This is a genomic window from bacterium (genome assembly GCA_030697645.1).
Taxonomy (GTDB): domain Bacteria; phylum Patescibacteriota; class Minisyncoccia; order Phycocordibacterales; family VMGT01; genus JAUYPI01.
Genome location: JAUYPI010000018.1, coordinates 38,081 through 50,421, shown reverse-complemented (window position 1 = coordinate 50,421; position 12,341 = coordinate 38,081). Strand labels below are relative to the sequence as shown.

Below are 12,341 nucleotides of genomic sequence, written 5' to 3'. Positions count from 1 at the left end.
CGCATCGGTGGACGCCCGTTCATGAAAAATTCATGTACGAGTAGTATACTGAACTGTAGAGACGATTTCTGAGACGACGCGTGAGCAGCGCAGAATACCTACCTACTCGCTTTAACCAGTATATATTCTCGTATGCGAATACTACTCATTGAAGACGAAGAGAAGCTCGCCCAGAGCCTCGAAAAAGGACTTACGAAGATGGGCTATGCGGTAGATATATTAGATGACGGACATAAAGCCCTCCGTCGTATCTTGCTCTACCGCAATGAGTATGACCTGGCGATAGTTGACTTGATGCTCCCCTCGCTTGACGGTATAGCCATATGTCGCGAGGCGAGAGAGGCGGGAGTGTTGATGCCGTTTTTGGTGCTCACCGCCCGCCACGAGATTGACAAGAAGGTTGAAGCTCTGAACGCAGGTGCAGATGACTATGTCCTGAAACCGTTTTCATTCGCCGAGCTCTGTGCGCGTATTCAGGCGCTTATGCGGCGGCCGCAGAAAACGCTGCCGACTAAATTAAGCGCACACGGTATCGAGCTCGACCCCGCGGCACGGGTTGCAAAAAAAGAGGACGTGCTGCTCGCTCTGACGCTTCGGGAGTTTGCGCTGCTTGAATACCTGATGCGCAATCCCGGCCGAGCGCTGAATCGGGAAGAGATCATAACGAACGTCTGGGATTTTTATTTCGATGGCTTTAGCAATGTAGTCGACGTGTATGTTAAAAAACTCCGCAAGAAGCTTGCGAACAAAGGAGACACTGCGGAAATTATTGAAACGGTCAGGGGAACTGGCTACCGTTTTAAGGAATAAAATCCCGCGAGGCACATTCGCCAACACGACCATCATGGTGGTCGTGTTGATGGTAGTGTTTACCATCACCATGGTGATCGTCTTCACGGCGATGTTATATAGGTTCAACGCGCGGATAACGGAAACCATAACCACCGGCCTCTCGTCGCTTATAAAAACCGGCACACCGCCGAAAATATCCATCGACGAATCCCTTCGTAAGATATACGGCCATAACTACCTCATTTTTTATGCGGTGATGCTCTCGCTTACCGCCGTGTTCGGATACTTCCTGACGCGTCTCATACTGATACCGACTCGTAAAACGATTGAGGCACAAAAACGATTTATTTCCGATATCGCCCACGAATTACGCACGCCGCTTGCCATAGTGAAGGCAAATACCGAAGTCCTCCTGCTTGAGGGAGAAAAATTCGATGCAGAAACGACAAAACAGCTGCAAAGCAATATAGAAGAGCTCGACCGCATCTCTGAAATCATTAACAACCTGCTCACGTTCAACCGGCTCCTTCGGCCCGGACGTATCGAGTTCGTGGACATCGACCTGGGGGTGATAGTGGATCGTACGATTAACAAATTGACCCAGATGATTCGCAGCCAAAACATCGACATCGTTATCAAACGAAGCGATTTTTGCAGTATATGGGCGAACGCGGTGGCGATGGAACAGGTGGTGATGAATCTTCTGAAAAACGCCGTCACGCATACGCCAGAGGGCGGCGTTATTACCCTCACGATTCGGCCCGATTATAAGGGTCATATTGAACTGGTCGTCGCGGACACCGGCAGGGGCATCGCAAAAAAGGACCTGTTTCATATTTTCGAACCTTTTTATCGAGGCGATCCATCGCGCGGCAGAAAACAAGGCGGGAGCGGACTCGGGCTTGCGATAGTGAGCGAGTTGATTCGTCTCCATAATGGCCGCATCAGCATAAAAAGCAGTCAGGGAAAAGGCACGATCGTGTATGTGCTGCTCCCGTGTGGCAATTATGATCCGCGCGCACACGATACAGCCCCTGCTGCGCACTATCAAGACGAGATATCGATCGACTTTTTACGTAAATAGATACATGTTCACGAATTGTTCACGATTGTTGTGGTATTCTAAAAAACAGAACGACGGAAGAGGATTGATATGAAGGCGTGAATGCGAAGGAGTCGTCTGCATTGTATGGGTTGCATCGGTGGTGAAAGTGTTGAGAGAATTCTTGAAAGTTCTGTTTAGTTCTTTTGCGTATAGCATGAAAGACAAACACCCCCGCTATAGGCGGGGGTGTTTGTCTTTCGGTCTCACTGGCATGGCTAGAGTGAGTCGAATGCGTATTTTTTGAACACGACATCCATAAAGTCGGTGCGCATACCCGCGTATCCTGTCTGGTCGATTGTTGGCCCGAAGCTGGTTCCATCGTCAAGAGCGCTGAGAACACGCTCCCAAGAGCCGCTGTTGTTTTTATCCACATCGACCGAGATCAGAATGGTGCCGTCTGGCATCGTCGCCACTACAGAGCGCACGCCGATCCAGACAAGAGTGGGGAGGAGGATGGGGCTCGTCGTACGATTATATGTTCCGTCAAAGATTTTTTTCGTCGCGAGCGTGTAGTACGTTCCTTTTATTTTTTTCTTAATAACAACATACCCGTCAACCCGAATGCCGGTATAGTAGAGATTATTTGCGTCAACGTAGCGGCTGAAGAAAAGGATACCATTATGAGCTTGGCGGTTCGGGCTCTCGCTCGTATTATATCGTTCGATCGTAAAGTACGCCTGCTGGCTCACGTTTTTTGCTTGCTTTTTGGTAACAAGCCGGAAGACATTCTGCGGCCGGTACCCATCGTCGGTGTCTATCGGATTGTCCAGAGCATATACTTTCCGCCAGTAGTCGTTATCTGCAAGCTCTCCGCGCACCGTAGCTCCGGTTTCTCCGAGAATGGAGAAGTAGCCGCCGGAGCTTACCCACCATGCCGCATCGCTGGTCTCCGCCATAGAGCCCTCTTCTTGAACGAGCCGTTCCGGAGAGAGGCCATAATACGGGACGGCGGGTTCCGCAGGGATGCTTTCAATGACGATATCGTCAAGTGTGATGTCGAGGAAGTCTGAGAATAGACCGACGCTGCCGCTTGCGGGGAGGATTGCGCCACCGAGCGCTCCGGTATCGAGTGTCTCGACAAGCGACGTCCATACCCCCGAGCTCGTCGGGTTTTTTTCGAGGGCGATGCGAACATTTCCACCCGGTTCATTTAAGACGCTCATGCGGAGGCGAATGGGTTCGTGGTGTGGCAGGAGATTGTGGGATTTGAGCGGGTCATACAAACCACTAAATACCGGCGCTTGGGCGAGTGTGGTATAGATACCGCCCGATTTTTTCTTTATGGCCGCAGTGCCGTCAAAACGAATTCCCGCGGCGTAGTAATTATTTTCGTCAGTGTAGCGGGCAATAAGGTGCGCGCCGTTCCACGGGTGAGCGTTGTCGGGGTTGAACAGATTGGTGCTATCGAGAGTAACGAGGGCGTCAACATGGACATTGTCCCATGACGTATTTTTTGTAAGCAGCCGGAATACATTTTGGGGATGAAAGCCGTTGTCGGTCGCGTATGCATTTTTCTTTGCAGTAAGTACGCGGACGGGATCAGCGACGTCGAGCGCGCCATGCACGCTCTTCCCGACACCTCCTTGTATGCCGAGATAGCCGCCCGATGCGAGCCACCAGTACGGGCTCGAACTCCCTTCTTTTGTTGCGGATTCTCGCAGGTTTCCGTCTGTTGAAAATGTGTACCGAAACGGCTCACTCGGCGCGGCGCGTACTCTCCCGCGAGTGCCGAGGGTCATTATACCAAAGAGCCCGAGCGAAAAGAGAATCGTCGCCAGGAGCATATTTGAAAGCGCGCGACCGTTATTTTTTTTATTCGGGTTTGTATGCATAGGATGCAGAGAAGTGTATTGGAATTCATTTTTATTTCAAAGCATTTTTGTGCGTGTCTGTTCATAAAATTTTTCATGAATGGAAACCGGCCCACGGCGTCGGGATTTTTAAATCAGTTGACATATCTTTAGGCATATCGCGTATCTCAAAGCGCAGGATGTCTGATGCGTACGTTCATGCTTCGTTCACCGACTCTGCGATACAGTGTATTCAGAATCGTTGAATCGTTGGTCTTTTAATTATTAGTTTGTTTGTTTTTCGCGATTATTCGCGATTATGTTATGAGTACACATAAAGAAGCGCAAAAAACCGAGCGGCGTGAATGGGGTGCTGATGAGCCGGAGAAGAACCGAGAGGAGCAGAGTACGGCTTGGAAGACCCTTGCGGTCGTGGGCGTTGGCTATGTCGGCCTGCCGCTTGCGGAGCAGGCGTACCGCAGAGGGTATTCTGTAACCGGCATAGACATAGACGAGGAAAAAGTGAGCGCACTTGCACACCGCCTCGAGAGGAAGAATGGCGCGAATCCGTCGCTTACATTCTCGACGGATTTTCTCGCCGTGGCCGACGCTGATATCATCGCGGTATGCGTGCCAACGCCAGTCTATAAGAATCATGCGCCGAACTTAAGCCCGCTCAAAGCGGCCTGTCGGGATGTCGGTCGGTACCTCCGGGCAGGGCAGCTCGTCATACTTGAGTCGACCGTAAACCCCAATGTTACAGAGAGTATTGTTGTTCCGCTCCTCGAGAAGAACTCCGGGCTTGCCGTCGAACGTGACTTTTTTGTTGCCCATGCGCCGGAGCGGATTAACCCGGGGGATTCCCTGTGGCATGTCGGGAACATTCCGCGGGTGGTGGGCGGCATTGGACCGGAGAGTCTCGAGAGGGCGTCCGCGTTTTATCGGTCGGTCATTGATGCCGCGATTCTCGAGATGAACTCCGTTCGAGAAGCGGAGGCGGTCAAAGTCGTCGAGAATTCGTTTCGCGACGTGAATATCGCATTTGCAAACGAGCTTGCGCTCTCCTTCGCGCGTCTTGGGATTAACGTGGAGAACGTGATACGTGGCGCCTCGACAAAGCCGTTTTCGTTTCTGGCGCATTACCCCGGCTGCGGCGTGGGCGGGCATTGCATTCCGGTTGATCCGTATTACCTGATCCGCTATGCCGAGGAGAATGGTTTCCACCATGACTTTCTTTCCCTGGCGCGGAAGATCAACAATCGCATGCCTGCCTATACCGCAGACCTCTTACTCCGCGCGCTAAAGGATCTCTCAATACCATTCGCCAGCGCCTCCGCCGCGGTGCTGGGTGTCGCATATAAGCCGAATATCGAGGACGATCGTGAGAGTCCGTCGTATAAGATTATTGAGCGTTTGGAGCGAGCCGGACTTTCCGTGCGTGTCTTTGATCCGTTTGTTCCAAAACAATCCACTGCCGAGACTATCGACGAGGCGGTTTCAGGAGCAACGGCGGTCGTTGTTGCGACAGCGCACCAGCAGTTCGTGGACCTATCTCCCGATTTTTTTACGACGCACGGCGTCAGGGCAGTCGTGGATGGGCGCAATTGTTTAGATAAGGAGAAATTTCTTACGGCAGGAATCGTCTATCGCGGCATCGGTATATAACCCCCACATCTATCAAGATATCAAGAAAATAAAATGTAACACACTAACTATGAATTACGCACCATTATACGAACTGCATGGTAGGGAGCGCTATAGTTGTTCTCGAGCGCGCACTCGATTCCCTCCGTATCTGCTCATCATACAAACACCGCCACGGCAGTGACGGTGTGCGGGGTGGCGTGTGGAGACGGGGGCAATCGAGTAAGCCGCGCTTCTACAAATCAAACGTATATAAACAACCCTGTGCGAAGAGCACAGGGTTGTTTACGGGCTTGATTTCCGTGCGAAGTGCGTGATGGGTTTAGCACCATAGAAACAAAACGAAGTTCATCAAAAAGACAGGGTAACTTACGTATGCTGTTTTTAACGCCTCGTTTTTTTACGAGCGTTACGAGCGCGCCCCTCCGTGAGGAGGGGCGAGTCGAGTGGAGCACCGTGCAGGACGTTAGAACTATTTTTGAGGGGGAAATGGGATATATTCATATGCCAGATATTTCGCTTGCTTGTGGAACCTACGAGCGCAATTTTTGACTTATTAAGATATACATAGTAAAATTTTATAAGATTAGAGGGGTACGTCACTACACATTCGTTTGCTTTCTACATAAGGAAAAGACATGGGAGTCGTGAATAATTCTACTGCCGGAGAACGAAGTATGCGAGAAGCACGGGTGATTTGTATACGCGGGGGAATCTTTGTATCGCAGGCAGAAATTGACGAAGGAATGGCCGAAGAGCAGAGGAGGAAATTAGCAAGAATGAAAAGACGTCGCGCCTGTATCGCCTACGTAAAGGGATTAATACGCCGCCTGCTCGACAGGAAATAAAACGGCAGTCCTGCTCTCACAATATTCAACCCCCTGATTTCAAAAAATCAGGGGGTTGCTCTTTCTGTTACGCCCGGCATTATGCTGTCGTCTGGTCATGGTTGCCCATATATCCGGTAATCTTACCGACCAAGCGAGCGATGCCGATAATCACGATGAACATACCCACGAGGACTTCAGCCATGACAACCAACCGAAGACAGTCACGAGGCACGTGGTCACCAAACCCGAGCGTACTTATGGTTACGATGCTCACGTAGAGCGCGTCCCATGCCGGGGAGGAACTTGTTTCGAGCCCGATATACGGCGCATATGCGCGATAGATCGCGGCGGCGTATATCACCACCGTGAAAAAGATCTGGATCTCTTCAAAGAGCATACGATACACGATTGAGAATCGGACTTGTCGGCGCAGATTTGCCGGCAAACCGCTAATGTATATCAGTTCATATAGAAATACGGTGAGGTGCTCGCCTATCCGAAGTATGAAGAGCGGCAACGGTAAATCCACATACTGAGGCCATAGTAGCGTTGCCAATGCAAGCGCGACCCAGAACGCAAAATACGCGTCGTGCACAACGATATGCCAGCGCAGTGAAAATACTTTCGAGAACGTTGCTAGCGGGAGGACTCTACTCACGACACTCAGCCCATAGATTAGCCATGTCGTGGGCGACTGTGAATCTGGACCCGTTGGAGGAGTTGGTAGCCACTCACTTAACGATATGGCTTCTCCGCGCCGTGAGCGGCGCATAGTATGGAGGAACAATACTAGAATACATCCCAACACCACTGCAATCGGGAGTATGAAGCTCCAGGCGCCGCCATCGAACAATGCACACTCCAGCTTAGGCACAGACTCCCACCGATCTTGAGGAGATATGCTCCCTCCTTATGTTATGAGGATCGGAATTGTCGGTCTTTAGTCTGCATTAGCACTACAATATTTTATACAATAAATCAAGTGGTATAGTAATCCACAGAAATAGTTTGTTTTAAACTATTTCGCGCTTTAGTGTGCAGTGGTTAAAACGATGCGCGGAATGTGGAGGACTAATCCCAGCAGAAGAAAAAAAGTTCATCAAAAAGACAGGGTAACTTACGTATGCTGTTTTTAACGCCTCGTTTTTTTACGAGCGTTACGAGCGCGCCCCTCCGCGAGGAGGGGCGAGTCGAGTGGAGATGCCGGGAGTCGAACCCGGGTGCAAAAGAATTGCTCTGAGGCATCTACGCAGGGTAGCTTGTTTTTATACACTGGCGAGTGAGAAACAAGCAAAATCTCACCGAGCGTGCCGTCCCTAGAATCTTGAGCGCTGCGCGGGACACGCGGCGCTCCAGTCCGAATTTTTATTACACTCGTTCGGTCTTATCGGGCGTCAAAGAGAACAAGCGTCGCAGACGTGAAAACCGCTGACGCGGCTTTAGGCGTATGCGAGAGCAAAGTCGCTTACCCCAAAATAGGGAGAAAGAATAGACTTTGCTCGTGCAAGAGTGTTCTTGGCACGTATTGGTTCCGGCCTTTTTAAGTGATGTCGGAGCACTCCTGCGCACCTCACGGGCGTATTCTTTTGTCAAGACCAATCATCCCCAGCACCACTTTTACAAGCGTAAAAGTGGTGCTGGGAACGACTGCTGAGGGTTTAGCGCGAACTGCTCTTTACAGTGCGTCGCATGTCGCGCTCGGCGTCACGCTTTTTGAGAACCTCACGTTTATCGTGTTTTTTCCTGCCGCGGCCGATCGCGAGCGAGATTTTTATCTTCCTGCGGGAAGTATACACAGAAATTGGTATGATTGTCAAGCCCTTCTGTCGTTCGTAGCCGGCAAGGTGGGCGATTTCTTGTTGTCTGAGGAGCAGTTTTCGCGGCCGCTCTGGATCGTAGCCTGCGGGAGTGTTCGCGCTCTGGTAGGGCGGGATCGACATGTTGACGAGGAACGCCTCGCCGCCGCGCACGATCGCGTGTGCTGCCGAGAGCGACCCCATGCCGGTGCGCAGGGCTTTTACCTCGTGGCCGAGGAGCTCGATGCCCGCCGCGAGCGTCTCAAGGACGTCGAGGTCGGTCAAGCGCTTTTTGTTGGTGAGCAGCTGGGGCATGGTATGGTAGTACAAAAAGCAAAATGAATTTCCAAATTCCAAAAAACAATTTCCAAACAAATCTCAAACTCCAAATCTCAAACGTGCGTGTTTGGAAATTGGAATTTGAATCATTGGAATTTGTTTGGAGCTTGTTTTTTGGAGCTTGGAATTTACGTGGAATTTGTTGGTTGGAGCTTGGAATTTTTACTGTGTTATTTTGCATTATGCGCTAAAATTATGACCTCCAACTTCCAAACCGCGGCGCTGGAAGCGAATGAATACGAAATTGTGGAAAGAGCTGGAGCATATTTTGCGTCAGTATGCTACACTGTAATCATACCATGACTTCTAGCGCAGAACTTCTATGACGGCCTTGATCGTCGTGTTTCTAAGCTCGCTCGGTGCCCTTGCCGCGCTTTTTATCCTCGCCGCCCGTCAAATGCACGTGGGACGACGCTTTGGCGGCACAAGGAGAGAAGCCGCGGATGCGGTGGTGAGCGGAGCATTCGATGCATGTCGCTCGGCGCTTGGGGCTGATTCACGAGTGCGTGTGTGTGTGTGTATCGCGCGCTCTGCCAATGCCGTGATTGAGCAATTCTCGCGCGTGCGCGCGCCGAGCGCGCTGATCTCTCAGCGTGCGACGAACATGATGTTTGCGAGCAAACGTGCGCTCGCCGCGACATCCACCGCCTCGCCCTTCTTGCGTAAGATGGCAGGGTACAAAGAGAGAGTAGCGGATGGAAAGTAGAGGGTGGAGGGTAGAACGAGAAAGCGGCGAGTGGAGAGCAAAGAGTGCCGACAGCCCTGCAAGAGGCAGGGCTTTTGTGTTAGTGTGGTGGTTGAGAGGCGCCGGTGTAGCTCAATTGGTAGAGCAGCGCTTTTGTAAAGCGAAGGCTTTGTGGGTTCGAGTCCCTCCACCGGCTCTATGAGATACGCTTTTTACGATTCTTTGGAATACAGAGAAAAACAAAGCGTGATTTCTATCAACGGTTGGAAGGAAGGTAAGTTAGGTAGTTTGTGCAAAAAGGAGGAACGAACTTGTCTACAAGTTGCCTGTGGTCGGGTGTTCGTCGTTAATCCCTCCGACCCTAAAAAGTTTTGTTCTCAATCTTGCGCGGCGATGTATAATAACGTTCTGCGTCACCACACTGAGGCCACGAGGCATAAAATTGCAAACGCACTACGCGGTCGCCCCAATAAGCATAAAGGTGTCATCCGGGTACCTCCTGTACGAGGGAGGTGTGAAAACGCACTGTGCGGCAAAGAAATTGTATTTGCGCGATGGCAGCCTCGAAAGTTTTGCAGCAATAGGTGCGCGATGCAAGTAATTGGTGGAAAACCAACGTCTCCACGAGCCGCACGCGCCAAGGCTGGCGTGCGTGCTGATCTCGGAGATATATATTTCTATAGTCGGTGGGAGGCCAACTTTGCCCGCCTGCTTGATTTCTTTAGTATTAGATGGGTACATCAACCAAAGACGTTTCGGCTTTTAAGACAAAATTATACGCCAGATTTCTATTTACCCGAGTTGGATCTTTTTGTAGAAATTAAAAATTTTCTCGCGCCATACTCATACCAACGTGATCAAGAATTTCGTTTGTGCTACCCCGACACCCAATTGTTGCTCTTACTGAAAGAGGAATATCTTATATTGCAGGAGCAGTATGCAGAAAAAATTAGAAATTGGGAATATAGCGTGTGATATTTTAGCGAGAAAGCCGTCAAAGACATGTTCTGGCGGTTTCAAGCAGAAAAACTAGAAAAATTTCCAAGACACGCGAATTTGAAGAGGCCTTAGTGGGCGCGATACAGAGAGGCATTGAGGCGCGAAAAAGTCCGCGCAAGATGAAAGCTGATATTGGGTATTCAGTCGGAGAAGTGGTCGTCCCCAACCCCAAAAACCCCGGAGAGTGAAAACTAACCGACTTCACACACGCGCCATCAACGCCTCAAGACCCGGCAGCATGCTATCGGCGAGAAAGTCGAGCATCGCGCCACCGCCGGTGGAGACAAAGGTGAACTTTGCTTCAAGTTTGAGGCGACTGATCGCGGCAATGGTATCGCCGCCGCCAACGACCGAGCGCCCGAGTGCCGCAGCGATCAAAGCCGCAAGCGCCTCGGTCCCCTCCTCGAAATCATGTTCGTAATCGCCAAGGGGGCCATTCCAGACAATGAACGCTGCCGAGCCGATGCTCTCGCGAAGCGCCTCAAGTGTCGCTGGCCCCGCGTCCATAATAATCTCGTCGGCGCTGACATTCTCCGGCCGCGCGAGGTGCGCTGCCTCTTCGCGCGGATCATCCGCCGGACGCACCCGGACGTCCGAGGGCGTGAGGAGTTTTGGGTGATTAACGATGCCAGATAGATCAAGCGCTTCCTCTGAAACAACCGATTTCCCCACCGAGAGCCCGCGCGCCCGGAAAATGTCGTTTGCAAGCGCGCCGCCGACAAACACGGCATCGGCGATATCGAGGAACTTACGCACGAGAGGCAACTTCGTCGAAAATTTAATGCCGCCGATGATAAAGATAAACGGGCGCGGCGGGTCAAAGGCCTGCGAGAGGTGTTCGATTTCATCAGTAAACTGGAGCCCCGTATAGGATGGAAGGAGTTTTGGCACGCCGACAATCGAGGCGTGGGGGCGATGCGACACGGAGAACGCGTCGTTGACATATACATCCCCGAGGCCAGCGAGACGCTCGGCAAACGCCGGGTCATTACGCTCTTCCCCGGGCTCGCGGCGGATGTTTTCAAAAAGCACAATCTCGCGCGGACTCTGGCGCTCGAGTACGAGTGCAGCTTGCGGGTGCGCCATTTCCGGCACAAATGTGAGCGCGACGCCAAGATGCCGAACCATATAGTCCGCAACCGCGCGCAGCGACCCCCCCGCACCGTCAATGTGGCTCACGGCGCGCACCAGTGCTCCCCGCTCACCGAGCAGCGCGAGCGTCGGCAACACCTTGCGAATACGAAAATCGTCCGCCACCTCGCCTTGCGGAGTCAGAGGGACATTCAAGTCCAGGCGCAGCACTATCCGCTTGCCTCGAAGATTGGCAGCGTCTCGAATGCTCGGAATATGTGCACGGTCTAAATTTCCAATTTCCAATTTCCAATTTCCAATAAATTTTCAATGTCCCAATGATTCAAAGACGGGCTGCGTCGTGTTTGAAAATTGAGTAATTGAAAATTGATTGAAAATTGAAAATTGAGCATTGAAAATTCTGACAACGCCTGATGATTGAGGATCAAATGCTGTCAAGCTCTCCCATAATCTCCCCGAATGCCTTCGGGTCAAGCGACTTATGGCCCACGAGGAGGCCTTGGACTTCGCCGTCCCGCACAATCGCTGCCGCGTTCTCCGGTGCGACTGATCCGCCGTAGAGTATGGGCACGGCAAACGCCGCTCTCTCGCCATAGCGCTCGCGAAGAACTTTCCGGATAAAAAGCGAAGTTTCGTGCATGTCGTGCGGACCCATTGCGCTCTCCGCGCCCTTCCCAATAGCCCAGATCGGCTCGTAGGCGACCATGAGCTTGCCGAGCTTCTGCCGCGAGAGCCCTGCGAGCGCCGCCCCAAGCTGGCTTTCGAGAAACGCGAGGTAGCGACCCTCATCGTCCCGCTCGCGCTCGCCGATGCAGAGCACTGCGGTGAGCCCCGCGCCGAGCGCGGCGCGTACTTTCTTACTAACCGTCTCGTCAGTCTCACCGAGTGCGCGGCGCTCCGAGTGGCCGAGAATCACATACTGCCCCCGCACGTCTTTAATCATCTGCGCCGCGATTTCTCCGGTGAATGCGCCGCGCTCTTCAAAAAAGCAATCCTGCGCGCCGAAGGAGAGCCTCTGCGAGCTGTAGCGTGCGGCAAGCTCCGCGAGAAAAATCGCGGGCGGACAAATTACGCTCAGCACGCGAGTGCAGCGATTCGCCCGCTTCTTTGCAATACCCGCGAGCATCTTCGCCTCGGCCATCCGCGCCGGGTGAAGCTTCCAGTTTGCAACGAGAAAGTATTGTCTGCCTGCCGCCATGGCCCCAGTGTAGCGCACGCGGCACGCTGAAGCAAAATTGTTTGGAAATTGGTTATTGGAAATTGGAAATT

The 12,341-nt window shown here is 52.0% G+C and carries 10 protein-coding genes, 1 tRNA gene and 1 other RNA gene; 6 read left to right on the top strand and 6 right to left on the bottom strand.

The features are described 5' to 3' along the window. Positions 1 to 132 precede the first annotated feature (132 nt). Both Q8R39_04485 and Q8R39_04480 read left to right on the top strand, forming a co-directional pair. Complete coding sequence (locus tag Q8R39_04485; GenBank protein ID MDP3735653.1) at positions 133 to 810, top strand: response regulator transcription factor; 678 nt, start codon at positions 133 to 135, stop codon at positions 808 to 810. A 34-nt stretch (positions 811 to 844) separates the two neighbouring features. Then, the gene (locus Q8R39_04480; protein ID MDP3735652.1) at positions 845 to 1,876 is read left to right on the top strand and encodes a HAMP domain-containing sensor histidine kinase; all 1,032 of its coding nucleotides are present in this window, start codon (positions 845 to 847) and stop codon (positions 1,874 to 1,876) included. Positions 1,877 to 2,112: 236 nt separating this feature from the next. Here the strand turns inward: Q8R39_04480 and Q8R39_04475 are convergent, their stop codons facing one another. Beyond that, positions 2,113 to 3,729, bottom strand: a complete 1,617-nt coding sequence (locus tag Q8R39_04475) for a hypothetical protein (GenBank protein ID MDP3735651.1) — start codon at positions 3,727 to 3,729, stop codon at positions 2,113 to 2,115. A gap of 282 nt (positions 3,730 to 4,011) precedes the next feature. On the opposite strand from Q8R39_04475, the gene Q8R39_04470 reads away from it, so the two are divergent. Beyond that, positions 4,012 to 5,352 (top strand): nucleotide sugar dehydrogenase, encoded by a 1,341-nt coding sequence (locus tag Q8R39_04470; protein MDP3735650.1) that lies wholly within the window; start codon positions 4,012 to 4,014, stop codon positions 5,350 to 5,352. Between the two features lie 906 nt (positions 5,353 to 6,258). Here Q8R39_04470 and Q8R39_04465 read toward each other — a convergent pair. The 3 genes from Q8R39_04465 to smpB all read right to left on the bottom strand — a co-directional run bounded on the left by Q8R39_04465 (position 6,259) and on the right by smpB (position 8,272). Then, positions 6,259 to 6,558, bottom strand: coding sequence for a potassium channel family protein (locus Q8R39_04465; protein MDP3735649.1), 300 nt, complete (start codon positions 6,556 to 6,558; stop codon positions 6,259 to 6,261). Between the two features lie 795 nt (positions 6,559 to 7,353). Next, positions 7,354 to 7,768: a transfer-messenger RNA gene (gene ssrA / locus Q8R39_04460) on the bottom strand. A 51-nt stretch (positions 7,769 to 7,819) separates the two neighbouring features. Continuing rightward, on the bottom strand, positions 7,820 to 8,272 hold the full coding sequence (gene smpB / locus Q8R39_04455) for an SsrA-binding protein SmpB (GenBank protein ID MDP3735648.1): 453 nt from the start codon (positions 8,270 to 8,272) through the stop codon (positions 7,820 to 7,822). Positions 8,273 to 8,618: 346 nt separating this feature from the next. Here smpB and Q8R39_04450 point away from each other — a divergent pair, with 346 nt between their 5' ends. The 3 genes from Q8R39_04450 (at position 8,619) to Q8R39_04440 (ending at position 9,956) form a co-directional block, all read left to right on the top strand. After that, entirely contained in the window at positions 8,619 to 9,002 is a 384-nt protein-coding gene (locus Q8R39_04450) for a hypothetical protein (protein MDP3735647.1), read from the top strand. A 100-nt stretch (positions 9,003 to 9,102) separates the two neighbouring features. Beyond that, positions 9,103 to 9,177 (top strand) — tRNA-Thr (locus Q8R39_04445). Continuing rightward, positions 9,153 to 9,956, top strand: coding sequence for a hypothetical protein (locus Q8R39_04440; protein ID MDP3735646.1), 804 nt, complete (start codon positions 9,153 to 9,155; stop codon positions 9,954 to 9,956). The genes Q8R39_04445 and Q8R39_04440 overlap by 25 nt, the downstream gene beginning before the upstream one ends. 225 nt (positions 9,957 to 10,181) lie before the next feature. On the opposite strand, the gene pgk is transcribed toward Q8R39_04440, so the two are convergent. Together pgk and tpiA are read right to left on the bottom strand one after the other, a co-directional pair. Next, a complete protein-coding gene (gene pgk, locus Q8R39_04435) occupies positions 10,182 to 11,357 on the bottom strand; it encodes a phosphoglycerate kinase (GenBank protein MDP3735645.1) in 1,176 nt (391 codons plus the stop codon). 139 nt (positions 11,358 to 11,496) lie between these two features. Beyond that, entirely contained in the window at positions 11,497 to 12,270 is a 774-nt protein-coding gene (tpiA, locus tag Q8R39_04430) for a triose-phosphate isomerase (GenBank protein ID MDP3735644.1), read from the bottom strand. Positions 12,271 to 12,341 lie beyond the last annotated feature (71 nt).

Bases quoted from the DNA above. Each gene is read 5' to 3' on its own strand.
- Q8R39_04485 (MDP3735653.1), top strand. From the start codon at position 133: ATGCGAATACTACTCATTGAAGACGAAGAGAAGCTCGCCCAGAGCCTC.
- Q8R39_04480 (MDP3735652.1), top strand. From the start codon at position 845: ATGGTGGTCGTGTTGATGGTAGTGTTTACCATCACCATGGTGATCGTC.
- Q8R39_04475 (MDP3735651.1), bottom strand. From the start codon at position 3,729: ATGCATACAAACCCGAATAAAAAAAATAACGGTCGCGCGCTTTCAAAT.
- Q8R39_04470 (MDP3735650.1), top strand. From the start codon at position 4,012: ATGAGTACACATAAAGAAGCGCAAAAAACCGAGCGGCGTGAATGGGGT.
- Q8R39_04465 (MDP3735649.1), bottom strand. From the start codon at position 6,558: ATGCTCTTTGAAGAGATCCAGATCTTTTTCACGGTGGTGATATACGCC.
- smpB (MDP3735648.1), bottom strand. From the start codon at position 8,272: ATGCCCCAGCTGCTCACCAACAAAAAGCGCTTGACCGACCTCGACGTC.
- Q8R39_04450 (MDP3735647.1), top strand. From the start codon at position 8,619: ATGACGGCCTTGATCGTCGTGTTTCTAAGCTCGCTCGGTGCCCTTGCC.
- tpiA (MDP3735644.1), bottom strand. From the start codon at position 12,270: ATGGCGGCAGGCAGACAATACTTTCTCGTTGCAAACTGGAAGCTTCAC.